This window comes from Stratiformator vulcanicus, from assembly GCF_007744515.1.
Taxonomy (GTDB): Bacteria; Planctomycetota; Planctomycetia; order Planctomycetales; family Planctomycetaceae; genus Stratiformator; species Stratiformator vulcanicus.
In genome coordinates, this window is sequence record NZ_CP036268.1 from 1,468,101 (window position 1) to 1,494,515 (window position 26,415).

Annotated in this window: 19 protein-coding genes; 7 read left to right on the plus strand and 12 right to left on the minus strand. The window is 57.9% G+C overall.

All coding sequences use genetic code 11. The annotated features are described in order from the left end of the window. Nucleotides 1-109: 109 nt before the first annotated feature. Together Pan189_RS05525 and Pan189_RS05530 are read right to left on the minus strand one after the other, a co-directional pair. Entirely contained in the window at nt 110-1,387 is a 1,278-nt protein-coding gene (locus Pan189_RS05525) for a Gfo/Idh/MocA family protein (protein WP_145362956.1), read from the minus strand. 51 nt (nt 1,388-1,438) lie between these two features. Then, a complete protein-coding gene (locus Pan189_RS05530; RefSeq protein WP_310821128.1) occupies nt 1,439-2,326 on the minus strand; it encodes an AraC family transcriptional regulator in 888 nt (295 codons plus the stop codon). A 414-nt stretch (nt 2,327-2,740) separates the two neighbouring features. Between Pan189_RS05530 and Pan189_RS05535 the strand changes: the two genes are divergently transcribed. Next, a complete protein-coding gene (locus Pan189_RS05535) occupies nt 2,741-3,751 on the plus strand; it encodes an ROK family protein (protein ID WP_310821129.1) in 1,011 nt (336 codons plus the stop codon). 96 nt (nt 3,752-3,847) lie between these two features. On the opposite strand, the gene tdh is transcribed toward Pan189_RS05535, so the two are convergent. From tdh to Pan189_RS05555, 4 genes are all read right to left on the minus strand, one after another. Next, nucleotides 3,848-4,870, minus strand: coding sequence for an L-threonine 3-dehydrogenase (gene tdh / locus Pan189_RS05540; protein ID WP_145362959.1), 1,023 nt, complete (start codon nt 4,868-4,870; stop codon nt 3,848-3,850). A gap of 30 nt (nt 4,871-4,900) precedes the next feature. Continuing rightward, nucleotides 4,901-5,986 (minus strand): Gfo/Idh/MocA family protein, encoded by a 1,086-nt coding sequence (locus Pan189_RS05545; protein WP_145362960.1) that lies wholly within the window; start codon nt 5,984-5,986, stop codon nt 4,901-4,903. A gap of 113 nt (nt 5,987-6,099) precedes the next feature. Next, the gene (nagB, locus tag Pan189_RS05550) at nt 6,100-8,031 is read right to left on the minus strand and encodes a glucosamine-6-phosphate deaminase (protein ID WP_375154903.1); all 1,932 of its coding nucleotides are present in this window, start codon (nt 8,029-8,031) and stop codon (nt 6,100-6,102) included. 352 nt (nt 8,032-8,383) lie between these two features. Then, nucleotides 8,384-8,773, minus strand: coding sequence for a hypothetical protein (locus Pan189_RS05555; RefSeq protein WP_310821131.1), 390 nt, complete (start codon nt 8,771-8,773; stop codon nt 8,384-8,386). Nucleotides 8,774-9,073: 300 nt separating this feature from the next. Between Pan189_RS05555 and Pan189_RS05560 the strand changes: the two genes are divergently transcribed. Next, a complete protein-coding gene (locus Pan189_RS05560) occupies nt 9,074-9,958 on the plus strand; it encodes an alpha/beta hydrolase (RefSeq protein WP_145362963.1) in 885 nt (294 codons plus the stop codon). Nucleotides 9,959-10,064: 106 nt separating this feature from the next. Here Pan189_RS05560 and Pan189_RS05565 read toward each other — a convergent pair whose 3' ends face one another. Further along, nucleotides 10,065-10,286, minus strand: a complete 222-nt coding sequence (locus Pan189_RS05565) for a hypothetical protein (protein WP_145362964.1) — start codon at nt 10,284-10,286, stop codon at nt 10,065-10,067. Nucleotides 10,287-10,476: 190 nt separating this feature from the next. Between Pan189_RS05565 and Pan189_RS05570 the strand changes: the two genes are divergently transcribed. The 3 genes from Pan189_RS05570 to Pan189_RS05580 all read left to right on the plus strand — a co-directional run bounded on the left by Pan189_RS05570 (nt 10,477) and on the right by Pan189_RS05580 (nt 16,601). Continuing rightward, nucleotides 10,477-11,535 (plus strand): M42 family metallopeptidase, encoded by a 1,059-nt coding sequence (locus Pan189_RS05570; protein WP_145362965.1) that lies wholly within the window; start codon nt 10,477-10,479, stop codon nt 11,533-11,535. A gap of 234 nt (nt 11,536-11,769) precedes the next feature. Beyond that, the gene (locus Pan189_RS05575) at nt 11,770-15,039 is read left to right on the plus strand and encodes a DUF1592 domain-containing protein (RefSeq protein WP_145362966.1); all 3,270 of its coding nucleotides are present in this window, start codon (nt 11,770-11,772) and stop codon (nt 15,037-15,039) included. A gap of 242 nt (nt 15,040-15,281) precedes the next feature. Next, nucleotides 15,282-16,601 (plus strand): DUF1552 domain-containing protein, encoded by a 1,320-nt coding sequence (locus tag Pan189_RS05580; protein ID WP_310821132.1) that lies wholly within the window; start codon nt 15,282-15,284, stop codon nt 16,599-16,601. Nucleotides 16,602-16,629: 28 nt separating this feature from the next. Here Pan189_RS05580 and Pan189_RS05585 read toward each other — a convergent pair whose 3' ends face one another. Continuing rightward, nucleotides 16,630-17,403 (minus strand): tetratricopeptide repeat protein, encoded by a 774-nt coding sequence (locus tag Pan189_RS05585; protein ID WP_145362968.1) that lies wholly within the window; start codon nt 17,401-17,403, stop codon nt 16,630-16,632. Nucleotides 17,404-17,563: 160 nt separating this feature from the next. On the opposite strand from Pan189_RS05585, the gene priA reads away from it, so the two are divergent. Together priA and Pan189_RS05595 are read left to right on the plus strand one after the other, a co-directional pair. Then, nucleotides 17,564-19,912 (plus strand): replication restart helicase PriA, encoded by a 2,349-nt coding sequence (gene priA, locus Pan189_RS05590; protein WP_145362969.1) that lies wholly within the window; start codon nt 17,564-17,566, stop codon nt 19,910-19,912. Between the two features lie 13 nt (nt 19,913-19,925). Further along, entirely contained in the window at nt 19,926-20,222 is a 297-nt protein-coding gene (locus Pan189_RS05595; protein ID WP_145362970.1) for a hypothetical protein, read from the plus strand. 193 nt (nt 20,223-20,415) lie between these two features. Here the strand turns inward: Pan189_RS05595 and Pan189_RS05600 are convergent, their stop codons facing one another. The 4 genes from Pan189_RS05600 to Pan189_RS05615 all read right to left on the minus strand — a co-directional run bounded on the left by Pan189_RS05600 (nt 20,416) and on the right by Pan189_RS05615 (nt 26,289). Next, nucleotides 20,416-21,855 (minus strand): DUF1552 domain-containing protein, encoded by a 1,440-nt coding sequence (locus Pan189_RS05600; RefSeq protein ID WP_145362971.1) that lies wholly within the window; start codon nt 21,853-21,855, stop codon nt 20,416-20,418. Next, entirely contained in the window at nt 21,852-23,765 is a 1,914-nt protein-coding gene (locus Pan189_RS05605; RefSeq protein ID WP_145362972.1) for a DUF1592 domain-containing protein, read from the minus strand. The genes Pan189_RS05600 and Pan189_RS05605 overlap by 4 nt, the downstream gene beginning before the upstream one ends. Before the next feature lie 261 nt (nt 23,766-24,026). Further along, the gene (locus Pan189_RS05610; protein ID WP_310821133.1) at nt 24,027-24,626 is read right to left on the minus strand and encodes a hypothetical protein; all 600 of its coding nucleotides are present in this window, start codon (nt 24,624-24,626) and stop codon (nt 24,027-24,029) included. Nucleotides 24,627-24,858: 232 nt separating this feature from the next. Continuing rightward, nucleotides 24,859-26,289, minus strand: a complete 1,431-nt coding sequence (locus Pan189_RS05615) for a POT family MFS transporter (RefSeq protein ID WP_145362974.1) — start codon at nt 26,287-26,289, stop codon at nt 24,859-24,861. Between the last annotated feature and the right edge of the window lie 126 nt (nt 26,290-26,415).

Below are 26,415 nucleotides of genomic sequence, written 5' to 3' on the forward strand. Positions count from 1 at the left end.
TTTAATAGACAAGCCCGAGGCGCAAGCCGTCGGGACAATCACTGGTTGATCGACCAGCCGCTCGCGCCTCTGGCTGGTATTAAGACCACATATATCAAAGCCGCCGCATTTAGATGTGGTAAATCCCGGGCATCGGGACGGGGTAGCGTCCCTGTTCGTCGGGGGCGATCGGAGGATCGGTCGACCAATCGACCGTATTCGGCACAAGTTGCTCCTCAGAGGCAAGGACATCTCGGATAGACAGTTCGCGACCTGTGTACGCCGCCATTCGCCCGAGAATCGCCGTCAGCGTGCTTTGGGCGCCGTATTCAATCTCATGATGCAATCGATTGTCACGAATCGCTGCGAAGAGCGCGTCATGCTCCAATTGATACGCGTTCGCAACGCTCTTTACTCGCGACTTTTTTCCGTTAGTGAAGAAACGGCATTCTCTGTAGCGCACAGTTTCAAACGAGCCGTTAGTTCCTTGGCAAGCGGTTCCCACTTTCGTCCAGGTCGACGGATTGTGCCGACATTGGGAGATATAGTGCGTGCCGTCGGCGAATTCATAGTCGATGTTGAAGTGATCGTAAATCTGGCCGTACCTCGGTGCCGTCCGAACCTGTCGACCGCCCATACCACGTGCCCGTTCGGGGTAGGCCCCTTGAAACCAGCAGACCGCATCAATTTGATGGATGTGCTGCTCGACCAAATGATCCCCGGAGAGCCAAGTGTAGTAATACCAATTGCGCTGCTGGTACTCGAGTTCGTTTCTGCATTGTTGACGGGTGCGGCGGGGTTCCCAGACGCCGAACGAATTGTAATAGGCTTTCCAGAAAAGCGGTCGACCGATAACGCCGTCGCGAAGCCTCTTTGCCGCTTCGATATAAGACGGGTGATGTCGTTGCTGAAAGCCGACGCCGATTCTTAGTTGATGCTTCTTGGCTTTCTGCGCGGCGGTCATAACCCGCTTAATTCCGAAGATGTCGGTTGCGACCGGTTTCTCCATAAAGATATGTTTCTTCGCGGCGACGGCTTTCTCGAAGTGCTCGGGACGGAAACCTGGCGGGGTCGTCAGCAGCACGACGTCGACGTCGCATTCGAGAACGCGGTCGATTCCGTCGAAGCCCGAAAACTGTCGTTCCGGCGGCACGTCGAACCGCTCCGGACGGGTAGCCATCCTCGCCCCGAGGTGCTTTACCGCTGAGTTCAAACGATCCTCAAACAGGTCCGCCATCGCAACCAGTTGAACCGGGCCCTCGGTATTAAGCGCCTGCAGTGCTGCGCCACTGCCACGTCCTCCGCAACCAACCAGTCCGACCCGAATCAAGTCGCTCCCGTCAATGTGTCCCGCATCGGTCGGCTCCGGGATCGATTCATCATTCTTGGCATTAAGTTCCGACTCCATGAACGACGGCCTTCAAGAAAGGTGTTCGAATAAATTCTGCCTGCATGCCTCTTAAGTATTGGAGGTCTCTGTCGCTTCGGTATATCGGCGACGGTACTCGCGGGGCGTCATCCCTCTCGATTCTCGGAATCGACGATTAAAATATGAGACGTTGGCGAAACCCGCCTCGAGGCTGACGTCGAGAATGCTCATGTCCGAGTCCATCAGCAAGCGACACGCGAGGCCGATTCTTAATTCATTTAAATATTCGGTCAGTGTCTTTCCGGTCGACTGTTTAAAGAAGCGGCTAAACGCCGAAGGATTCATGCAGGCGTGACTTGCCAGCTCTTCGTGCGATAGGTTGGGATTGCGGAAATGCTGAGAGATATAATGACAGACCTTCTCGGTTCGCGTTTCAGAGGCGGAGGTCAGACTCGGCGCGAACCCTTGCGAAGAGAGCGGTTCGGCCGACGGGCAACTTGAAAGTTCTGAAAGCACTTCCAAGAGATGAATGAGTCTTAGAACCGGTGGTTCGATTGTCATTCTTGTCATCACGGCGCCAATCTGTTCCCCGACTTCGGCAGGAAACCACAACCCACGTCGCGCTGACGTAAGCATCATTGAAATGGCTTCGAACTCGGGCAGTTCGAAGAATTGTTCGCCGAGAAAGTCGGGGTGAAATTGAATGACGATTGCCGAGTGCCGATCGTATTTGCGACCGAGATATTGGTCGCTCTGCCATGTGTGAGGCAGATCGGAACCGATCAGCACGAGGTCATGGTCGCGGTAGCTGTCGATGTTATCGCCGACCAACCTCGTTCCGGTGCCGCGGTCGACGTAGGTCAGTTCAATTTCCGGATGGCGATGCCACCGCGACGGCAAATTCAGGCCGGTGCGATCGAAACAGCGAAACGACGACCCGATCGTCGGAATGAGTTTTTCAAATGTCGGTTTCACCATCACAGGCTGCCCCATCGGGCCATGACGACGCGATCGTAAACTCGGTGCGGCGCATGGCAGCCGAGCCAATTCTTGAGACCCATCAAGTCTATCGAAACTCCGCACACATGGTACTGGTGGGATACTATTTACTTGCAAAACAATAAGAGTGAGACACAGTTCTGCAATCACAGTGCAAGTTCGCGCAATGTCGTACCCTGGCCATTCCATCTGAAGAACAACCGATCGGCAAAGAAGATTGATCAGACTATTCAGTTTTCAGAGAATTCCGCAGATATGCACCCGGCATCAGCAACGCTTCCGTCCTCGCTGGCGCACATCGTGTATTAACATCAGCGAATCGGTGTTGAGATTTGTTCTGTTCACCGGGTACGATTAAAGTGTTCCGGCAACTATAGAGAGGATGTGATCGGCGTGTATTTGGGAATCGACATTGGCGGAACGGTCACGAAGCTGGGACTATTCTGCGGCGATCTTAATTTGATCGCGGAAGAAACCATCGAGACGGACTCGATCCGCCACCCGGGCACAGCGTGCGATATTCTCGCTGATCGCGTTCAGCAATTCATGTGTTACGACGGTGCTTCGCCGAATCGACCGCTGGCTGTGGGAGTTGCTGCGCCGGGGGTGTTCGACAAGCAAACTGGACTTGTTAAGCAGGCTGCCAATCTGCCGCAGTGGGAGAACCGCAACCTTTACGCGGACCTGTCTCACGTGATCGGTTCAACGGTCGTCCTTGTTAACGATGCAAGCGCTGCTGCTTTGGCTGAATTTCAACACCGTGAACTTAAAGAAACCAACTCGCTTGTCTTATTAACGCTCGGCACCGGAATCGGTGGAGGCATCGTCATTGATGGCCGTCCCGTGACTGGCAGTCACGGCTGCGGCGCGGAGGTCGGTCACATGGTGATTGATCATTCGGTGGGTGCTCGCTCCTGCGGCTGCGGTCGGGTTGGGCATCTTGAAGCCTACGCGGGGGCCCGCGGAGTCGTGAAACGTACCGATGATCAACTCGCCGCCGGCGAAGCATCAACTCTTCACGCCAGAACATTGCTGGAGCCACTCACGCCGAAAGTCATTGCGGAAGAAGCGGAGGCGGGCGATCCGCTTAGTCAATTGATTATCAAACAAACGGCATTCTATCTCGGCGTCGGCATCTCCCAGATCTGTCATGTTATTGACCCCGATCATGTCGTGCTCGGCGGGGGAATGAATTTCGGCGGGACGAAGACGGAACTGGGCCGCAGTTTTCTGAACGATATTCGGCAAACGCTTCGTCAGTTTTCGCTCGACCAAATTGCCGAATCGACAGAAGTTGAATTCTCTGCGTTAGGCAACGCCGCCGGTGTTCGCGGGGCGGCGATCTTCGCCAGAAGTTATGTGAATATTGGGACTCCCGACGGATCGTGCGTATTGACTCCGTAAGTGAGAAATCTGTGCGCGCGGTATTCTCTTTGCTATTAAGATGAAATCATTCGTGGCTTTGAGTTGTTTCATCAGGCAGGGCACTTTTGCGCGCTACTACCATTTTAAGATGACCTTACCGCTTTGCCCGGAATTCATTAGTTTGAACGCCTGCTCGTATTCGGTGTAGTCGAGTCGGTGGGTGATGACCGGGGAAATATTGAGCCCGCCCTGAAGCATTACGGTCATGGCGTACCACGTCTCGTACATTTCTCGGCCGTAAATACCCTTAATCGTGAGCATGTTAAACACGACTTCATTCCAGTCGATCGCGATTTCTTCAGAGGGAATACCGAGCATCGCGATTTTGCCGCCGTGACAGGTGTTCGCCAGCATTTCCCGGAAGGCGGACGGATTGCCTGACATCTCCAGTCCGACGTCGAACCCCTCTTTCATGCCCAGTTCGGTTTGGATATCGGCAATTCGTTCCTGCTTCACATTAATCGTTCGCGTGGCCCCCATTCGTTGGGCCAACTCGAGCCGCCAATCATTCACATCGGTGACGACCACGTACCGCGCCCCGGCGTATCGCACGACTGCGGCCGCCATGCAGCCGATCGGTCCGGCACCCGTAATTAAGACGTCTTCGCCCAGCACCGGAAACGATAGCGCCGTGTGGACCGCATTCCCGAACGGATCGAAGATTGACGCAACATCGCGGTCGATATCGTCCGCATGATGCCAGACATTTGACATAGGTAGCGAGACGTACTCCGCGAACGCCCCCGGCCGGTTGACTCCGACTCCCTCAGTATGAGCGCAAAGATGACGTCGCCCGGCAAGGCAGTTGCGGCAGCGCCCGCAGACGACGTGGCCCTCACCGCTGACGACTTCCCCGGGGTGAAAGTCATTCACGTTCGAACCAACTTCGACGACATCGCCGACGAATTCGTGACCCACGACCATTGGGACCGGAATCGTTTTTTTTGCCCAATCGTCCCAATTGTAAATATGAAGATCAGTCCCGCATACACCGGTGCGATCGACCTTAATCAGGACGTCGTTAATACCGATTTTCGGTTCGGGGACGTCTTCGAGCCAAAGCCCCGGCTCGGCATGTTTTTTAACAAGTGCTTTCATCTTTGTCCGGCAACTCTGTGCGGCTCGACATTATGACTGTAAATCAACTGTTCGCCCTTCGCGAAATGAGCGATCGGCTGCTTCGACGATCCGCATGGAATTGACCGCGTCGGCGAGGTGATCCGAAAGGTCGACATTGTTCTGGATCGCATCCACGAGAAACTGCTGTTCGCGGCGGCAAAGTTCATCGTGATCCGGTTCGTCTTCAATCTGCAAAATTTCATCCGGTGATGCAAAACTACCATCGTCTCTTAAGTCCGCTTGGTGGATCAGCAATGCCTCGGTCTGCGTGTGGGAGTCGACATCGGCACTACTTCCGACATCAGCCGCCTTCGTTGCGTTAATCGAGACAGAGCCGCGCGGTCCGACCACGTCTTTAACGAAAAAGGCTGTTTCACTCATCATCGGCCCCCAGCCCGCTTCGTACCAGCCGACGGAGCCATCATCGAAGGTGACCTGCAAGTGGCCGTAGTTGATTTTTCCTGCCGGCAACTCCTCAGTCAGGCGGGCTCCAATGCCTGAGACCCGCACCGGTTTCGCGCCGGTCATCTGGCACATCACGTCGACGTAATGCACGCCGCAATCGACGATCGGCGAGACGGACGACATTAAATTCTTGTGCGTTTCCCAGTTCGAGCCGCTCGATTGCTGGTTCAAGTTCATCCGCATTACGAGCGGCTTGCCGAGCGTTTTTGCGACTTCAATAAATTGCCGCCATGCCGGATTGTGCCGGAGGATATATCCGACGACCATCTTAAGGCCGCGGTCCTGAGCGAGATCGACCAACGCGACAGCTTGCTCGACCGACTCGGCCAGCGGCTTCTCGACGAAGACGTGACAACCGGCCTCCAACGCCGCTTTCGCGTAGTCGAAATGGGTTTCGGTGTAGCTGGAGATCGACACAATATCCGGGTTCGTCGTAGCGAGCGCCTCTTTGAAGGAATCGAAGCCCGGGATCGATTCGTTGAGCTCAGAGAGTAATCCCTCTCGCGATTCGGCCGAGCGTGTGCACAGCCCGACGATCTGACAATTATCAAGCGCGTGATACGCCAAGGCATGCGATCGCCCCATGTGCCCGGCGCCGACGCATAAGACTCGAAAGTTCCCGTCCGCCATCTGTCGTCATCTCACCTGAGAGTTCCGGTCGAAAGACCAATCCGTTTTGCCACTTTAGAGATCAATACGATTGATTCGCCGGCGAAAAATAATTGAAAAAGATAAATGCATCGCTAGATGACATCGCCTTTCCAGCGAACGAAGCCTTCAATGGCTTCAAATTCAGCCAACCCGAGTCGGTCGAAGGTTTGGGCTGTCTCGGCATTTCGTTGTTCGGCCCGCTGCCAGAATTCTCTGCGGTCCGGTCCGGGAAACAGGGCCTTATCTTTTTGCGACTCATGCTTAAAGATCGCGACTCGTTTTCGTTCCACTTCGTCCGGGCTCAAGGGAACGGCCATTTCGATTTCATGGGGTGCCCATTCCTGCCAGGCTCCGCGGTACAGCCACACTTCGCACTGCTGAAACCACTCGTCGCCTTTGACTTCTTCGCAAGCCCGCAGGACCGCCGCCAGACAGGTGCGGTGCGTGCCATGCGGATCGGACAGGTCCCCGGCCGCATAGATTTGATGCGGCTCGATGCCGCGTAACAGGTCGACGGTGATGGAGAGGTCTTCGGGACCGAGCGGCTTCTTTTTCACTCGCCCGGTTTCATAAAAGGGAAGGTCCAAGAAGTGCAGCCGTTCCTCCGGAACGCCGCAGTATCGTGTGGCGGCTTTCGCTTCGGAGCGACGGATCAGCCCTTTGACCTTTTGAATCTCAGCACTATCGACTTGGCCCGGCTGCTTATTGCGAAGAAATTCTTCGACGTGCGACTCTAAAGCCGCGACCCGATGGGCATCGACTTCGAATGTGCGGCACAGGTCACCGACGAAGTCGGCGAAGCGGATCACGTCGTCATCGAAGACGGCGATATTACCCGAGGTTTGATAAGCGACGTGAACTTCGTGTCCCTGATCGGCCAGGCGAATTAAGGTGCCACCCATTGAAATGACGTCGTCATCCGGATGGGGTGAGAAAATTAAGGCCCGTTTCGGATAGATGTCTTCAAAACGTCGTCGCCGGTCTCCCGGCTGCCGCGCATCGGGGCGTTTGCCACCCGGCCAGCCGGAGATCGTCTCCTGCAGGCTTCGGAAGACCCGAAGGTTGATGTCGTAAGCCGGGCCGTGCTCGGCCAGCAGACTCTGTAAGCCGTGTTCGTTATAGTCCTCATCCGTTAATTTCAGGATCGCTTTCTCGACCTCGCCGGCCAGCCAGATGACTGCTTTGCGAACGATCGACGGCTCCCACTCGACCGCCCCTGTCAGCCATGGCGAGCGACTTCGCGTCAGTGCGGCGGCGGCGGCTTCGTCCAGATAGACTCTCGCGTTCGGGTGCTCCTGCAGGAACGTCGCGGGGATGGCCGGTGTAATCGGCCCCTCGATCGCCTTCGCGACGATCTGCGACTTCCCCTCGCCGAACGCGATCATGATGACTTCCCGCGCTCCGAGCACGGTGCCGACGCCCATCGTAATCGCGCGGCGGGGCACGTGTTCGGCCCCGAAGAAGTCGCTCGCCGCATCGACCCGCGTGACGCGATCGAGCGTGATCAGCCGGGTGAGAGTTGATCGACCCGACCCGGGTTCGTTGAAGCCGATATGCCCTGTGCGACCGATGCCGAGCAACTGAATATCGATCCCGCCCGCCTCTTCGATCTTTAGCTCATACTGGCGGCAATAGTCGGGAACCTGCTCGACAGCCAGCGTTCCGTCCGGGATATGGACGTTGGCCGGATCGATATCAATGTGATCGAACAGATGCTCGCGCATGAACCGCACGTAACTTTGCAGTTCGTCCGGCAGCATCGGGAAGTATTCGTCGAGGTTAAACGTGACAACGTTTTGAAACGAAAGGCCCTCATCGCGATGGAGCCGCACGAGTTCTGAGTAGACGCCGACCGGCGTTGATCCGGTCGCAAGGCCGAGCACAGCTTGTTTGCCCTCGGCAGCGCGCTCTGTGATCAATTCGGCGATTCGATCAGCGACTTCCTTGCTGATCTGAGAAGGATTCGACGCCACCTGCGTCGGAATCTGTTCGCCGTTCTCACGATCGGTCGTTTCGATCGACATGATTTCGTTGTCACTACTACTGATGAGATCAGACATGCCCCGGCTCTATCACGATGGTAACTGAAATGTTCGACAGAATCTGCACTTCGGTTTTCGATCGCATCATAACAGCCTGGCGGGACGCGACCTGCGGCTGAATTACCAGAAATGGTTCGGTATGCGCGCATGTGGGAGCAAAACGCGTCAATCAGCGCGATTCGGAGCGAATTGTGGTGAGGATTCTACCCGTCTTGGGTGAACTGTCGGTATTCTGACCGACGCCGTGTTCATGTGATGGCACCAGTTCACGTGATGGCACACGAGAGGTGGATTGCGGCGATCGCTGGTTCGATCGGGCGGGACGAGCGTAGCCTCATTCCGCGTCCGCTTGCTCACCAAAACGGATCGACTTGAAGATGGTCTTCACCGTATCGGCATCGGCCCCGGTTCGTTGAACGAACATCGTCAGGCGGATCATGCCTTCGACCTTGGGAAAGTGGACGCCGATCGTCTCACCCTTTGCCGCGATCCACGCCCGTCGGCCGTCGATCTTCGTCCATTTTCCCTCGTACCCCTCGCCGTCGAGCGCATTCGAATACCAGCCGTAGTCAAAGGAAAGGGTCATCTCCTTGCCGTTGTAACGACCGACGAACGAGTCGATCCCCTGTACCGGCTGCTCTTTGAGGTCGGGAGGCGCGTGAAACGAAAACTTTCCGCCCGCGTCATGCTTCTGCCAGTCTTCGGGGACTTCGGCGATGGCCATGCCAGCAGAAATTGCTACGGACGCTGCGGTGAACAACATAGCGACTTGAATTTCGGTTAATATCATTGCGATTCTGTTATTAAGGTGAGGGGCCACGGATTTGACGCGGGAAGCGACTGTCGGGTTCCGCTTATCTTTCGATTCTCGCTGCAAGCAGGCTTGAAGCCACATCTCACGAGAATTCATCCTGGAATCTGCTGGGCAATCGGAGGCAGCACGCACTTTTCCGAGTACAGATCGCAAAGCAGTGCTTATTCATCCCAAGGCCGCACTTAACTTCAACTAAACCTAGAAAATAACATGACCAACACCACTGACTTTTTGGCCGCGGCGATCGCATTGATTTTGACCGCTGCCGTTCAGTTCGCCGCGATGGCAGACGAACATCCGGCACCCAGCCGACACACTTACAAAACAGTCGGCGATCGTGAGTTAACCGTCGATGTGTTCGAACCAACCGGAAAAGCGCCGTCGGGCGGACGACCCGCGATTGTGTTCTTTCACGGGGGCGGGTGGGTCTTCGGTAAGCCCGCGGATTATCATGCGGCCTGCCGGCGGTATGCGGAGAAGGGGCTGGTCGTCCTGGCGTTCGAGTATCGCCTCTCCATTAAAGAAGACGGCAGCTATCCGCATCCGGACATCACGCCGGTCGAGAGTACGCTCGATGCGCGGTCGGCGATGCGATGGCTGCGAGCCAATGCGACGAAGTTCGGCGTCGATCCGGACCGCATCGCCGTGGCCGGTCGCTCGGCGGGAGGGCAGCTCGCCATGGCGACGGTGCTGCTCGATAAGTTGAACGAGAAGTCGGATGACCTCTCCGTCGACCCGGCGGCCAATCTTTTGATTCTCTACTCCAGCAACTTCAATACGTTGGAGCAGTGGGTCGATCGCATTTTGGCCAAACGCCGGAACGAGATCTGGTCGATTTCCCCGCATCACAATTTGAAGGCGGGAGTGCCGCCGACCATCGCCTTTCACGGAACCGAAGACGACACCGTCCCCTACTGGGTCGTCCTCCACTTTCGGAAGAAGACGACCCGGCTCGGGAACGATTTCACCCTCGTGCCAATTGAGGGGAAGAAGCACTTACTCGGCGAAGAGGACGGGCCTTACGGCGTCTACCTCACCGAAGATGTGCTCAAGAGGACCGACGAATTTCTCGAGAAGCACGGCTATCTCGACTGAAAATCTGCCGGTCGGGTCAGCAATGGCCGTGCGTTGCGCATCGGCCACCTCCACTGACACGAACATTGTCTGGCACTATTCGTGGTTGCCGTCGGTTCGTCAGCGGTCAGTTGACGCAGATGTTATTGGCGAGCGAGCGACCTTGCAGGCCCTTATGGGCGGCGTGGCCGGCCAGTTGCTTGTTGTAGAACGTCGTGGTGCAGCCTTCGAGGACCACGCGCTCTTCGTCGACGGTGATTCGCAGTTGCTGAATTTCACTGCCGGTACGAAGCCGAACGTGCCGTTCGATGTCTTCGACTAACGACTTCGGTTCAAGGGTATCTGTCATGCCGCACATCTCCATCCACGCGGTTTTACGAAACAAATAGTCGCCATCCATCCTGAAGCGACCACCGACAACATAATCATTTTTTCTGATATGTCGGGGTGGAAATTGCTCGATTCGCCGAATTCCCTCAGATTCGTCATGATGGAGAGAGATTGGTCAAAACTGATTTCCGTTTGTGAGCGAGTCCGGAATGAATTCCGCCGAAGAAGCTTTTCTCGATCAGCTACTCAACACCCCCGGCACCTCGGGATACGAGGAAATGATTCAGGAGGTCGTCCGCGAATACGCCGAGACCTTCGCCGATGATGTCTCGACCGACTGGCACGGCAACGTCACGGTCCGCTGTGGGACGAATGAGTCGCGCCGGGTCATGCTCGCCGGGCACTGCGATCAAATCGGGCTCGTCGTCAAGCACATTGACGACAAAGGTTTCCTTCGTGCCGGACCGGTCGGCGGGTGGGACGTGCAGACGCTGATCGGTCAAGCGATGGATGTCTGGACAAATTCCGGCGGAGTCCCCGGCGTCATCGCCCGCAAAGCGATTCACCTGTTGTCGCAAGACGAGCGCAAGCAGGTGCCCGAAGTCAAAGACCTGTGGGTCGATATCGGCGCGAATGACAAGGCCGATGCCGAAGAGGTCGTCTCGATCGGCGACCCCGTGACCCTGCGGCTCGGCCCCCGCAAAATGCGAAACGGGTTCCTCTCCGGCCCCGCCATGGACGACCGCGTCGGCGTCTGGGTCGCGATTCAAGCGGCACGTCGGGCGAAAGAACAGGGCTGCGAGGCATCGGTCTTCGCGGTCTCGACCGTGCAGGAAGAGATCGGCCTCCGCGGAGCCAGAACCAGTGCCTACCGGATCGACCCGCACGTCGCGATCGCGATCGACGTGACCCACGCGACCGACACACCAACGGTCGATCCGAACGAACTCGGCGACATCCGACTCGGAGCCGGCCCGGTCGTATTCCGCGGGGCGAACGTCAATTCGGTCCTGTTCGAGCGACTGACCAGCGGCGCATCTGAGCAGGACATCCCCTATCAAGTGGCGGCCCTGAACCGGCCCGCCAGCAACGATGCTAACGCCCTGCAGCTCACCCGCGGGGGCCCGGCGACCGGGGTGATCGGCATTCCCAACCGCTACATGCACAGCCCGGTCGAAATGATCTCGCCGGCCGATCTCGACGCCGCGGCCAACCTGCTGGCGGAATTCTGCACATCGCTCGAATCCGACAGCGACTTCACTCCGTAATTTCTGGTTGGAGCGGCGTCATCGATTTACCGTAACATCATTCTCAGAATGCGCTTATGTCGATCATCTTCGGGGTGGGTGATTTTGGGGCGGCAGAATCTCCGTCGACATGCAGATAATTTGATGGGTCGCGTTCTGTCCGCGTGACCCTTCGCGGATCGCGATGCCGAATACGCGACGGCGTGGGCGACCTGCTCAAGTCGAACGAATTCCCACCTGCAACCTGTCCTGCCCATGCCAATACGAACTGCCGCTCGACTGCTGACCGGTTTCACGCTCCTGCTTTCGGCAGCGGGCGTCTCCACGGCGGGTCGCCCCGATTTCTACCACGACTTCGGCCCGTTCGTGGCGAAATACTGCGTCTCGTGCCACGACGCGGACGAGGGTGTGTTGGCAACCGGCGTTGACCTCGAATCAGTCGCTTCCGAGCGGGTCCTGCGTGACGATGAATCGATCGAGGCGATCCTTCATCAGATCGAGAGCGGCTCCATGCCCCCCGGCAAGGCCGCCCAACCGACCGATGACGAGCGGACCAAGGTCGTCACCTATCTCGAACGCGTCATTATCGACGTGCAGGATCTGCAGCCGGACGACCCGGGCATCGTGGTGATGCCGCGGCTCAACCACAACGAGTACGACCGGGTCATCGAGCAACTGACCGGCGAAGTGATCGACGCTTCAAAGTACCTGCCGACCGATCCGCAGGGAGGCGAAGGCTTCCTGAACGTCGGCTTCGAACAAGCCGTCACCGCGGGGCAGATCGAGAAGTATCTCGACGCCGCGAACTATGTGCTGAGCCACGCGAAGGTTACGCCGGCGACTGGTATTTCTTGGGAAGGTTCACCCGTCCCGGCGCTGGGGACGCCGGCACAACTACGGACTTATCTCGTCAACGACTGGACGTCGGCGCTGCGACGTTCCGACAACGACATCTTCGGCTACGGCGCCGGTGACCGGCGTAGGAAGTGGACCAATGCCGATGTGCTGTTCGCACTCTGGAAACATCATCACAGCCCCAACAAGAGCGGCCCTGAAGATTTTAGCAAACTCGGTCCGACACTCGACCCGCCGATCGCGGGGCCGGTTCTCGCCAACTGGTATGAATTCCTCGGTTCAATGGACCTCGGCGACAAGCGCTACGATGAGTTCCGCAAAGAGTTTTTCGGCGACTGGTATGAATTGCCGCCACCGGGCGGAATCTCCGACAAAGATGCCCGCAAAATTTGCGAAGAGGTCGCTGAACCTTACACGATGATGGAAAATGTTCGCACCGGCGGGGACGAGCAGGAGAAGCAAGTCGATTTCTTCGGCAATCGCAAGGCGTCGGTGAAGAAGGGGTCTGATATCTGGTTTACGATTAACACCGGTGGCAAGCCGCGCGGTACGCAGTATGCGATCATTAAAAGTACTGAATTTCGATTTAATAAATCGGGCGATCTCGGCGACCGCTGGAATAAGCATTGGCCAGAACTTGTTTCCGTCGATGGGAGGAAGTTTGAATGGGGGAAGGGGATTCGCGGTGTTAAGGTCGGCAAGGACGAAGCGATCGTCGAACTCCCTGTAACATTTAAGGTTCCTGTCCCGAAAGGTTGCACGGCGATCCGTGCCAATGCGAAGCTCGACGAGAAACTCAATCCGAACGGACGCTGCCAACCGTTCTTCTCGACGAGGCCGCCTTCGAAGCAGGACCTCGTCTTTAAAGAAGGCGAGAACCTGCTGGGCGTCGGCTTCAACTTCAAAGCCCTCGAAGATCTTGTCGAGGTCCGCAAGTACTTCGGTGTCCCCGGCAAGCCGGTGCGAACCAACCAGCCTTACCTCGCTTTCTCGCAGTTCGAAAAGTTTCCGATCCGTTATCTCGACGTCGCCACTTGGCCGAACGTGAAAATCGAAGACGGCAAGGTCGTCAGCACGACCCGGCAAAGTCGGCTGGATGAGATCATCGGCGGCAACCCGACCAAGCCGCGGTTCCTGTCGATGAACCAATTGCGTGCGGCGGCTGGTTCGGACCTTTCGAAGCGGATCGACTCGCTTGAACTTGATCTTGAATGGGCTGCTCAGATTCCGCTGCAAGAACTGCGGGCCTTGCTCGTTGATAACGGGCGGCCTTCGGCGGTCGAGGGCGATCGCGCGACCGAAGAAGACTTTAAAAAGATGTCGTACGCGCAGCGTCGCGATTACGAGAAGCTGTTAGGCGAGGTTGAAGCCTTTGAAGCGAAGTTGGAGGGCCAGGCCCGGCCGATCGTCGCAGAATTTGCCGAAGACGCCTGGCGGCGAGAGGTAAGCAGTACAGAAGTCGATCGGCTGCTCGTGGCCTATCAGGCGGAGCGAGCCATCGGCGGGTCGTTCGATGCGGCCGTCAAGCAGTCGCTCAAAGCGGTCATGATCTCGCCCGACTTCCTGTTCCGACCGTCTTCGATCGCCGGTGGTCCCGGTGCGAACCCGAAGCCGTTGAGCGATCTGGCGTTGGCTAACCGATTGGCGTTCGTTCTTTGGGCAGCCGCTCCCGATGAAGAGCTTTTAGAGCTGGCACGAGCCGGACGCTTAAAAAGCGACGACGAGTTAAAGAAGCAGGTCCGCAGGATGCTTAAGGACGACAAGTCCGAGGCACTCGCGACCGATTTCGCCGGGCAATGGCTCGGCTATGCCGACTTCGATCGCCACACCCGACCCAATCCCGAACGATTTCCCGAATATGATCAAGCACTCCGCGAGGCGATGTATGAAGAAGTCGTCCGCTTCATGCATGACATGTTTAAAAATGATGCTTCGATCACGAACCTGATCGATTCCGACTACACCTACGCGAACGGCAAGCTCGCCGAGTTTTACGGCTTGCCGAAGGTGAAGGGTGATCGGCTCCAGAAAGTAAATATTCCTCAAGACCTGAAGAGCCGACGCGGTGGCTTATTCGGAATGGGGGCGGTCTTAACGCGAACGTCGACGGCACTGCGAACCAGCCCGGTCCTTCGCGGGGCGTGGCTCTACAAAACGGTGCTCGGCAATCCGATGCCCGAGCCACCACCCGACGTCGAGATGATCTCGATGGACGAGACCGACGACAAGGGCCGCACGATCGCCGAGCAATTGGCCGAGCACCGCGCGAGTCAGATTTGCGCGACCTGCCATGACAAGATCGACCCGCCCGGCGTGGTGCTGGAACACTTTGATCCCATCGGACGTTGGCGGGACAATTATAACGCCGGTAATCCAGTCATCGACGAGTCCCGGTTGCAAGATGGACGCGAGATCGATGGTCTCGGCGGACTGCGGCAGTATCTCGAGTCGGAGCAGGACCGCTTCTACCGGCAGTTTTCCAAGAAGCTGTTGGCGTATTCGCTGGGGCGTAACCTGCTGATTACCGATAAAACCTTAATTCAAAAGATGGTTGCCACTTTGAAAGCAAACAGGGGCAAACCGGCCCGAGCGATCGAAGCGATCATCCTCAGCCGGCAGTTCCGCTACCGACGCGATGCAACTTCGAAAGACTTGGCTGGTAATAACTAAGCACGATTTAACGGGTGCCGGGGGCGTGTCGCCCCCGCATCTCAAAGCTCATTCACTCATTGCACCGGCTGGGCAATCTGATATTCGAAAAGGTTGAGTGGCGACCGTGCAATAACAAAGCGGACATCACCCTGCGGGGGCGACACGCCCCCGGCACCCATTAAAGATATTTCATCTTCGACATTTCATCGTCCCGACGGCTAACGCCTCGGGCTTATATGGCTTCAAATCCAAGCAGTAATATGATTCAGCAAGAACAAATCACGCGACGCTTCGCTCTTCAAGGTCTCGGAGCATCACTCGCACTGCCTTGGCTGCCGAGTCTCGCTTGGGCGAAGGGCGGACGGGCTGCCGAGAAGTTCGCTCCGCCGAAGCGGTGGGCCTACCTCATGATGTCCAACGGCGTGAACCCGGAGGACTGGTGGGCGGAAGAGACATCTTCCGGGCTGGAACTTTCAAAGACGCTTAGTCCTTTGAACGAGTACAAGAATAAGCTCGTCGCCTTCGAAGGCCTGAACCTTGTACCGGGCTCAACGCCGGGGGCCGGTCACACCTATTTCACCAACTTTCTCGCCGGCTCGGCTTCGCTCGACGATCAGGGCGAGACCGGCCAGACGATCGATCAACTGATGGCCGATGTCATTGGTCAGCAAACGGCGATCCCCGCGATTAATCTCGGGATTGAGCCGCCCGAAGCGGGTTCCACCGGAAGTACGTCAGCGAAATCGACGATCTCCTGGCGAAAGAAAGGCACGCCCGTCGCTCCGGAAGTCGTGCCGCGTCAGGCATTCGATCGGCTGTTCAACACGCAGATGCTGATGCGCGATACGAGCGTGCTCGATGTCGTCCTCGGCCAATCGAAACAGCTCGAGAGACAACTCGGCCTGCAGGACCGCAAGAAGTTGGACGATTTTATGACCTCAGTCCGCGACGTGGAAAAGCGGATCGAGAGGATCAGCCAACCAAGGTCGGTCGACGAGTGGCAGCCGACGCTCTCGGAGCCCGATATGGATGCACCGAAGGATGGCCTCGACTTTGACCTCCCGACGCATGTCCGGCTGATGCTCGACATCATGGCGCTGGCATTTCAGACCGACAAGACGCGGCTTGCGACGCTCTTAATGGCGGCCGATGTGTCTTACAATATTCGCTATAACTTCATTCCGGGCATTCGAGGCGAGGCGCTGCACGGGATTTCGCACCACGGCAACAAGCCCGATGCGAAAAAAGATTACCAGATCGTCAACGAATGGCACGTCAAACAGTACGCCTACCTCTTAAAGAAGCTGGACGAAGTCGACGAAGGCGGCCAGAGCATTCTTGATTCGAGCATGATCATGATCGGCTCGAACATGTTCGACGGGCACATTCACGACTACCGCAAATGCCCGCTCGTGATGACCGGCGGAGCCGCCGGTGCCATCAAGACCGGCCGCGTGCTCAACTTCAAACCGGAAGATAAAGACCGAGCCGTCGCCAACCTGTGGCTGTCGCAAGCTCAGGCGATGGGAGTTGAGATCGAGAGTTTCGGCAACAGCACGGGAACGCTACGCGGGCTGTAGTAACGGTAAGCGAGCCGGACGTGTTTGGTTATTTTTTCTCTTCAAATAACCGCTCATGCACGACGGCTACATCGTGCATGTAACCGCTGATCGGTAATTGGCTCGGATCGGCAGCCGCGGCGGCGCGGATATGTTTTTTTGCCGCCTCGGTATCTCCGGTCGCTTCGGCATAAATGCCGAGGTAGAGGTCGGCATAGAACATCCGACCCGCGAGCGTGGTCGGATTGGGGTCGCCCTCGCGTGCCGCGGCAATGACGTCTTCTGACGTCGCGTTGCCGCGGAACAGTTCATAGACCTGCATCATCGGAATCCGGGTATCGTTCTCGATCGGCAGCAGTTCCGCACGGGCTTTCTCAATACCGACGTCCGGATCGCGTGCCATGCAAAGAAATCGCCACACGGCGTTCTCGACGTCGTTGTCATCGTACGACTGATAGAGTGCGAACTGTTTCGCCCCCGCGTCATACATGCCGGCGTAATATTGTGAAATGCCGCGCTCCCAAAGCCGACGCTCGGCTCCCGGATTGAGTTCGACATATCGGTCAAAATCGGCCACCGATTGCTTGAATTGACCGTCGACGAAGTGCTCGACCGCGCTGGCGTAAAAATCGGCGGCGCTTTCGGGGGCTGGCTCGGGACTAATCGATTCCGGTAATTCCGCCGCGGGTTCCCGTTCGTCGATAGGTTCCTGTACCCGCGCTGCTTCGGTCGACGCGGCCTCCGGTTGGGAAATCGACCCGTCATCGCAGGAGAGGCACAGCGAGACCGGCAGCAAAAAAAGCAGCCGTGAGCGGAGCGACATTGCAGATCTCTCTGTCGGGAGGAGTCGTCATGAAATGAAAATGTTGGCGGGATTCTCACACAATTCGGTCGCCGTCGCGACGGTGCCGTCCCAAATCGATCGCCGATTCGTATGATGCCTCCATGCGATCGATTACGGCGTGAGGCAAGTTGACGGAGCAATGAATACCGAGAAGCAACAGGGACTGTTCGACGAGGGAACACCGCTGCCCGGGCCAATGCCGTGGGAGGAGGCGGCTGTTGAAGATGTCCTGATCGCCGAGATCGCCCTTAATAAGCCGCTCGACGATCAATACAGCTACATTGTTCCCGATCCGCTCCGTGAGCGGATCCGAACGGGTGGCCGGGTCCGAGTCCCGTTCGGCCGGGGCAATCGCTTCGAATACGGTTTCGTCACCGCGCTAAAGACGGCCGCCGACTATCGAGGCAACGGAACGTCCCAAGGGGTGCCGAAGCGGTTGAAGTCGATCGAATCGCTCGTCGATGAAGAGCCGCTGATCGAGTCGCAGATGCTCCAACTGACGAAGTGGATTGCCGATTACTACCTGTGCGGCTGGGGCCAAGTTCTGCATTCGGTGGTGCCCGCGGGAGTCCGCCGCGGCGCGGGCACCCGCTTGGAAACGTTCGTCGCACTTACACCCGAGGGCGAACAGGCCCTCGCAACGCATTCGCTGGGTCGAAAACAACGGGCCGTTGCGGAGATTCTGAAGTCACGGAACGAGCCGGTCCTTGCAACCGAGGTTGCCGCCGCTGCCGACTGTGGGACCGGTCCGATACGTGAGTTGGAACGCAAAGGCTTCGTGGAGCGATTGAAAATCCGCAGCGAAGTGGAATTGGCCGCTGCGGCCAATGTCGACAAGACCGAAGAGTTTCACCCGACGGCGGAACAGGCCGCATCGCTGGAGAAAATTCTGGGAACAATTCAATCGGGCGAGCACCGCACGATTTTATTGCACGGCGTGACCGGCAGCGGCAAGACGGAAGTTTATATCCGCGCGATCGAAGAGGTCGTTTCTTATGGAAGACAGGCCATCGTGCTCGTGCCGGAGATCAGCCTAACGCCGCAGACGATTCGCCGGTTCCGTCGGCGGTTCGATTCAGTGGCCGTTCTGCACAGTCACTTGAACGATGCGGATCGGCACGCGCACTGGAAGCGGATTAAGAGCGGCGACGTTCAGGTTGTCGTCGGAGCCCGCAGTGCCATCTTTGCCCCGACGCCGCGATTAGGCCTTGTGGTCATTGATGAAGAACATGAAACGTCCTTTAAACAGGACACGACGCCCCGCTATCACGCTCGGGAGGTCGCTGAGCAGCGGACACGCTTCGCCGGTGTGCCGCTCGTCCTCGGGTCGGCGACTCCGACTTTAGAAAGCTGGCACGCGGCGAAGACAGGGCGCTACGATCTCGTTTCGATGCGCAAACGGGTGGGCAATCTGGAAATGCCGCCGGTGACGGTCGTCGACATCCGAAACGACCCGCAGGTCCGCAAGGGTCAGGCGATCGGGCGGATTTTAACATCCTCGATTCGTTCCGCGTTGGAAGAGGGCAGCGACGAACAACCGGGCGACGGCCAAGTCATCTTGTTCTTAAACTTAAGAGGCTTCAGCCCGGCGGTCTGGTGCCCGGCCTGCGGATCGAGCCTGAGATGTGATGACTGCGACATCACGATGACGTGGCATCGCGATATCCGCCGCGTGCTGTGTCATAGCTGTGCGCGCGAGGCCGACGTGCCAAAGGCGTGTCCCTCTTGCGGGCATCAGGGTTGGAAGTTTGTCGGGGCCGGTACTCAGAAATTGGAAGACGAAGTCAGGGCGAAGTTCCCCGAATATTCACTGGCGCGGATGGACAGCGACTCGATGAAACGACCGGGCAGCCACGACGAAGTGCTCTCCGCGTTTCGCGACGGCAAAATTCGGATTCTGCTCGGCACGCAGATGATCGCCAAAGGGCTCGACTTTCCGAATGTGACGCTCGTCGGTGTGATCGACGCCGACACGCTGCTGCATCAACCCGATCTCCGTTCCAGCGAACGAACCTTTCAACTCATTGCGCAGGTCGCCGGACGGACGGGACGCAGTCACCGCGGCGGGCGGGTGCTGGTTCAAAGCGCGAATCCGGCCGATCCGGCGATCCGACGCGCGGCCGAGCACGACTATCTCGCCTTCTCGGCGTCGGAAATGCAGGACCGCGAAGTGATGGCGGCTCCGCCGTTCCGGCATTACGCCCGTGTGATCTTAAGGGGCGAAGTCGAGTCGGACGTGAAGCGGGCCGCGCGAGCTCTGGCTGATCGAATCCGTCAATGTTCTGATGCCGGCGGCACTGGCGTTTCGGTCCTTGGCCCGGCGCCGGCCCCGATCTCGAAATTAAGGAAGCTGCACCGCTTCCATCTTCAACTGGCGGCGACCGAATCGGAGTCCCTTCGAGCCTTATGGCGGCGCGTCGAAGCCGACATGCCCCGCACACCCGGCGTGGAACTGGCGATCGACGTCGACCCAATTAATATGCGATGAGTGGTAATATGCGATGAGTAAATTAAACCCCGACAACTCGCTTCAAGCCCTGCCGCAACAAGCACAATTCTTGGTGCCGTATGTGCTCAAGTACCGCATCGATTCTAATGACGATATCGCCGTCGCAGACCCGATGCCGTCGGCTGAACTGGCCGAACTTCGTAATGTTGCCGCCCGAGTTAAGCTGCACGGCGTCTACAGCCTGGTGAATGAGCATCTCGACAAATACCCCGAAACGAAATATGACGAGAGCGTGTGGCTGTATTGGTTCTTCGGGCTGCTGGATGATTTGGGGTTGGACTTTGAGTGAGACTTGTCCAAATCCCGAGAGCGTGATGGTCGCAAACGGCCATCATATGGTCGGCGACGTTCTCGAAAGACATCTTGTGCCTTTCGGCACCCGGCCAAGATAGGCCGGGCTACCCGATCGTTGCACTCCAGGTCATCAGCGAAGTAAGACTCTCGGCAGCGTCGAGATTACAAATGGCTTATTTTCACAGTCATTAAGCAACGATCGCATCGACCGATTGCCGCTCTCGCTTCCGCGGGCCGAGCCGTCCCGGGACTCCTACGGCTGAGAGCATCGTGTTATAGATATCGATGCCTTCGGACCCGGCGTCGACGATCGAACCGGTCTTCAGTCGACCGCCGGCGCTGGTGACGGCGTGGAAGATGCCGGAGAGTTCGCGCTTTGTGTCGTTGTGCCGACCATCTCCCGACTCGGTCGAAACGGTGATCAGCGAGTTGTCGAGGATGGTGCGACCGTTCGCCTCGAGCGACTCCTTGTCGTCCAGCAGCGACAGGAAGTAAGCGACTTCCCGCATCTTCATATGAGCGTGTGCCCGCAACTGCTCGTTCGACTTCTTCTCGTTAAATTTATGCCACCATTCATGGCTGCAGCCTTTGTCGCCCGATGCCTTTAACTGCTTGGCGTCGTTGAAGTCGCAAATTTTCCGGCCGTCGTAGTCGTAGCGTCCGGTCAGGCGGATGCGCTCACCCGCGGCGAGGAAGGTGAGTGAGCCGAAGCGAACCCGGTCGGTTTTAATCGCCATCGCGTATAATTCGGCCATCAGCCGCCATTCGGTCGTTAATTCCTCAAGTGTGATATCAATACCCTGTCCCCCGGGGTCGGCGGCGCCGCCGTGCAGCAGGTGCGACGGGTCGGGCACGGCCGGGCCTTTGTTGTCATGCCGAAGCGAAAAGGCGCGACGCTCATACTCGCGGATGCGATCGAGATGTTCCTGTACCCGGGCGCGGGACGTCTCTCCGAGCGGTGAACGGGCTCCGGTATAAAACTTGTATTGGTCGACGACGGAGTCGAGCACGCTCTGCTTTAATCGCTTCTTCCGCACCGCGTCGGCATCTTGAGGGTCACCGGAAACGCTCAATGAACCGAACACGCGGTCGAAAACGTCACGGGGGCGCTCCTGCATGGTGGCGGCGACGGTGCCGTCGGGGTTGTAACTGTGAACGTACCGGCTGACGCGGCTGCGCCGGAAAAACGTACCTGCCACCAATGTGGGGACCATCCCGGCGGGCAGGCCGTTCGGGTAGTAATGTCGGCGGATGACCTGATCGACCGAGGGCCCGCCCGCCCGCGCTTCGCCGTTGGGAGGCTCGGCGGTAAACGCGCCCGAGGCCCCGTCGAAGTGGGCATTAATGCCCGACTCATCGCAACGGACCTGATCGACCTGTCGCATGACGAGCAGTTTGTCGGACAGCGGCTTCAAAGGTTCGAGGACGCCCTCGTAGCCCTCGTCTTGCAGCGGAGCCGGAATGCCGAGCCCGAAGAATACGTTGAATGCCCGCATCGGCACGCCGGCCGACGCCGACGGTGCGGCGCACGCTTTGGCGAAGAGCATTTCTTCCAGCAATGGCAGCCCGATCGCGGCTCCGCCGAGGCCGCGCAGCATGGTCCGACGGCTTATGGGACGAACGCTCATTCTTCGGTCTCGCTTTGTGCGGTGAGAATTAGGTCGCTGGTCGCCAGCGCGACCACCAGGTCTTGATAGGTGCCGCCTGACTGCCAGGCTCGTTGATGGACGTCACGCACGAGTGGCGCCTCCGTTCCGGTCGGCATCCGGCCCAGTGCGAATTGGATGAACTTCCAGGTCAGCGTTTCGCGGACGCGATCGCTTTCGGACAGAAGTTGCGACAGTTCGGCGGTTGATTCGAACGGGGTGGCCTTCGCATCTCCGGGAAACAGGACCGTCCCGTCCTCGCGCAGAGTATTACCGTGCCGGTCGCGACTTGCGTGCCGACCGAGCCCGTCGAATTGCTCCAAACCGAAAGCGAGCGGTTCAAAGCGTTTGTGGCATCCGCCGCAGGCTTCATTCTTGATGCGGGCTTCGGCGATCGATCGGTTCGAACGCCCCGGCTCTGTCGGAACGGGCGTCGTATCGACACAAGGGGGAGGGTCTTTTACGGCCCCTCGCAATACGTCGTGTAGGACGAACAGTCCGCGTGCGACCATCGACGCTTCGTCGCCGCCAATCGTCAGGACGCTGCCCTGCGTGAACAATCCACCGCGAGACGGGACATCCTCAAGATCATACCGCCGCAATCCCTCACCGGTCGGCTTGATCCCGTAGTGCTTCGCCAGCGTCGGCGTTAAATAGGTAAACTGAGCATCGAATAGGTCGCTCAGCGGACGGTCGTCGGCCCATAAGACTTCTTCGGCGAACCGCAGCGTTTCGGTCCGCATGTCGGAAGCCAGCTCATCGTTCCAGTCCGGATAGTGGTCTCGATCGGGTTGCAGGTTGCCGAGTCGACTGAGATTGATCCATTCGCTGATGAACTGCCGGGTTTGTTCCGTCGCCCGCGGGTCCTTCAGCATCCGTCGAACTTCGGTTTCAATCGACTTTCGATTCGACAGATTCCCCTTCTCAGCGGCATCGAGGAGCTGCTCATCGGGCGGGCCGCCCCAAATGAAGTAGCTCAGGCGTGAGGCGACTTCGTAGTCATTCAGCTTTGCCCGCCCGTCCTTTTCATGCTGACGTTCCATGCGATAGAGGAATCGTGGCGACTGAAGCATGGCCTCGATGGTGATCGCGACGGCATCGTCGAAGTTCCCGCCGGCGCTCGCGACCGTCGTGGTCAAACCGCGATATTGATCGACTTCCCACTCGTCCAACGGCCCCCGCAGCAGGACGCGTCCCATCTTGCCGATAAGGGGCCGCATCACCTTGTCGATCATCAGCCGCTTCTTTTCGAAGCGGCGGGCAAATTTGCTGATGTCGGTCCGTTCGACGGCGATCTCGGCCAGTTTTGCGTAGCCGTCGATATGCTGCATGTCGACGCCGAGGTTGTAAGCGGTATTGCTGAAACCGTCGGCTCGCAGATCCGGAGGCAGCAGTTCCTTCGCCTCGTCGGTCAGATCGACACCCAATGTCGCTTTTACCGTGGCGACGTATTCGGCACGCGTCAGTCGCCGCACCCATCTTCGGGACGAATCGGAACCGCGGCCATAGACGACCGGATCAATCCAATCGACGGTATAGGCCGCTCCGTCGTCGATCCAACGTTTGATCGCGTCCGCTTCGTGCTTGGGGATCGGATCGCTCCCCTTCGGCATCTCTCCGTTGACGACGCTTTCCCAGACTTGGCTATCGGCAGGCTTCCCGGGAACGAGAGCCCCTGATTCGATCGCGGCGGCGCGTCGAGAGAGATCGACCCCGCCCTTTGCGGATGCACTGTCGTGACATTGCAGGCAACGGTTCGCGAGGATTCGCGCCACGTCAGCGTCGAACAGAGACGCCGACTTGTTCGAAGACGAATCCGCTATCGCCGGAGTCGCGACGAGGACCATCAACAAGGCGAGGCATATGATCGGGCGAAAGAACGGCAGACGCATTGCGATCCTTACTCCCGCGTTCGCATCGCCGACGCGGGAATCTCGAAGTTTCGGCCAGGGTCTCCGCCGCAGATCAGCGGATACCGATGTATCTTCAAATTGTCACGCGTTCGCAGGCGGAAAACAATGACTCCGCGGGGTCTGACAAGGAAAAACCTCATCAAACGAATCGAAGCCGGCCACAAGTGACCGGCTTCGTTTTCAAACTGAAAAGACATTGTCGACCGGAGGGCGAAACCCTCGGACCGCGTGGCGGTCTATTTAGGCGTCTGATTCTTCGTCGTCGCTGTGCTCTTCGCCCTCTTCGTGATCATGGTCGCCGTGGTCGTGATCCCCATGGTCATGATCGTGATCGTGGGTGAGGTCGCCGTCGTATGATTCGCCGCCGGCCATGATGTGAAAGTGGCCGTGCATGGCTTCGATATCGTCGGTCGGCAGGGTTTCGAGCGCGAGCGAGAAGGTGCTGGCTTCGCCGCCGTCATTCGGCTCGATGGCTTCCATTTCAAACTCCTGCTCTTCCTCTTCGCCTTCAGCGTTTTCGGTTTCGAGGTCGAACATGACTTCGGTCGCCATCTTCGGCTCTTTCAAGTCGGAACCGGTCAGGTAGAGCATCGCCATGCCGGCTTCCTTGTCGACCACAAATTCGCCGTGCAGCGAGTGGTCATCGGAGAACTCAATGATATGACCGCCGTGGGCTCCTTCGTGGGCATGATCGTGATCGTGGTCATGCTCGTCGCTGTGAGCTCCCTCTTCGACTTCGGAATACTCCTGATAATCGCCCTGCTCGCCGCAACCGACGGCGAAGCCGACAAGGGCCACCAACGACAGGGGAAGCATCCAATGGGTGAAGCGCATCGTCATTCCTCAATTTCGTGTGATTTATTCGGACTTCCTTTTGGCCGCAGTATACCGGATCGCCGTGCAAACGAGAACGCACCCGGATCGCGTCAGGTTCACAAACCGCGCACGAAGTAAGCGGATCGATCATCAGGTTCACAAGCCGCGCACGAAGTAAGCGGATCGATCCAGCAAGCCGGACCCGCTTACTTCGTGCGCGGCTTGTTGCGGGGGGTGATTGAATTGGCGAGTTCGCTCAGCCTTCGCTCGACATCGCGTCGATGTCGGCCCGTTCGATCGTCGCACCGTGATCGGGGTCGTCGTCCTGGATGTAGGTCTTGCCGCGGTAGAACATCGCGAACGGGATGTAACAGACCGCCGCAACGAGCATCACACCGGTGAAAAACCAGTAGTAAGAGGCGCCGGGGAGGAGCGATGACCCGTCGGCGTTGGTAATCACCATATTCACAACCGCCACGAACTCATTCCCCGCGGCGACCGACAGTAGATATAACGCCATCACGACCGACTTCATGCTGTTAGGGGACTGCGTGTAGCTAAATTCGAGACAGGTGACCGAGACCATTACCTCCGCCGCCGTCAACACGAAGTAGGCCAGCACCTGCCAAGAGATATGCGGCGTCTGCCCGGCCGCGATTGCCGCCTCAATCATCGCGCTGACGGCGAAGGAAGCGGCGGCGAGAAACATTCCGATGCCGATCTTCCGAAGCGGCGTCATTCTCCAATGACGATCGATCATCGGGTAGAGGATATAATTAAATAGCGGTATTAACGCGAGGATAAAGAAGGGGTTCAACGCCTGCACTTGGCTCGGCAGGATATCCCAACCCAGCACCGCGGTGTTCATCTTCTTCGCCTGCAATACCCAAGCCGATGCCGTTTGATCGAACAGGCACCAAAAGGCGGCTACGAAGATATAAAGCGGAATCAGCTTTAAGATCACGCCGAGTCCTTCGCCCGTAAAGGCATCTTTAAAGAGCTTCTCTCCGCGGGCCGGGACATGCACAAACTTATTGCGGCCCAACCAGAATACGAAGGTCGCGATTGCCATGAGTACGCCCGGTACCCCGAAGGCAATATCGGCCCCATATCGTACTAGAAGGACAGGCGTCAATAAGGTCGAAATAAACGCCCCGAGATTAATCGCGATATAGAACCAGCCGAACACTTCGCCGAGCCGGTGCTTATTCCCCTGTCCGAATTGATCGCCCACGTGAGCCGAGACGCATGGCTTGATCGCCCCGGTGCCGAGAGCGATTAAGGCCAGACCGAGGAACAACCCCATCTTCGGAGAGATCACGCCGCCCAATATCTCGTGATTGAGCGTCACCGCGAGGGTGAAGTGCCCGATCACGTAAACAATCGACAGCCACAGGATCGTTCGATATTTGCCGAACAGCCAGTCCGAAAGCAGTGCCCCGATCAACGGGGTGAAGTAGGCGGCTGCGACGAAGTTATGCACCCAGGTTTTGGCCGTCCCTTCCGAGACCGCCGCCATTTCACCGCTCGCATTGGTCATGTAGTCGACCATGAAGACGGTCAGGATCGCCTTCATTCCGTAAAAGCTGAACCGCTCCGCCGCTTCATTCCCCACGATGTAGGGAATCCCCGGCGGCATCGTGGTGATGTTCTGCGGCTTGGTCGCGAAGCGGGGTTCTTCAGCCATAGGGATTTGCGATCTCTGTCAGTCCAGGCACCAATGTGCATTCCGGCGAGCTTTGAATTCGCGGCGAATATAGCAAAGATCGAGCGTCAAAGAACGGATCGAGCGCAGGTTTAGAGGTTCCAAGGG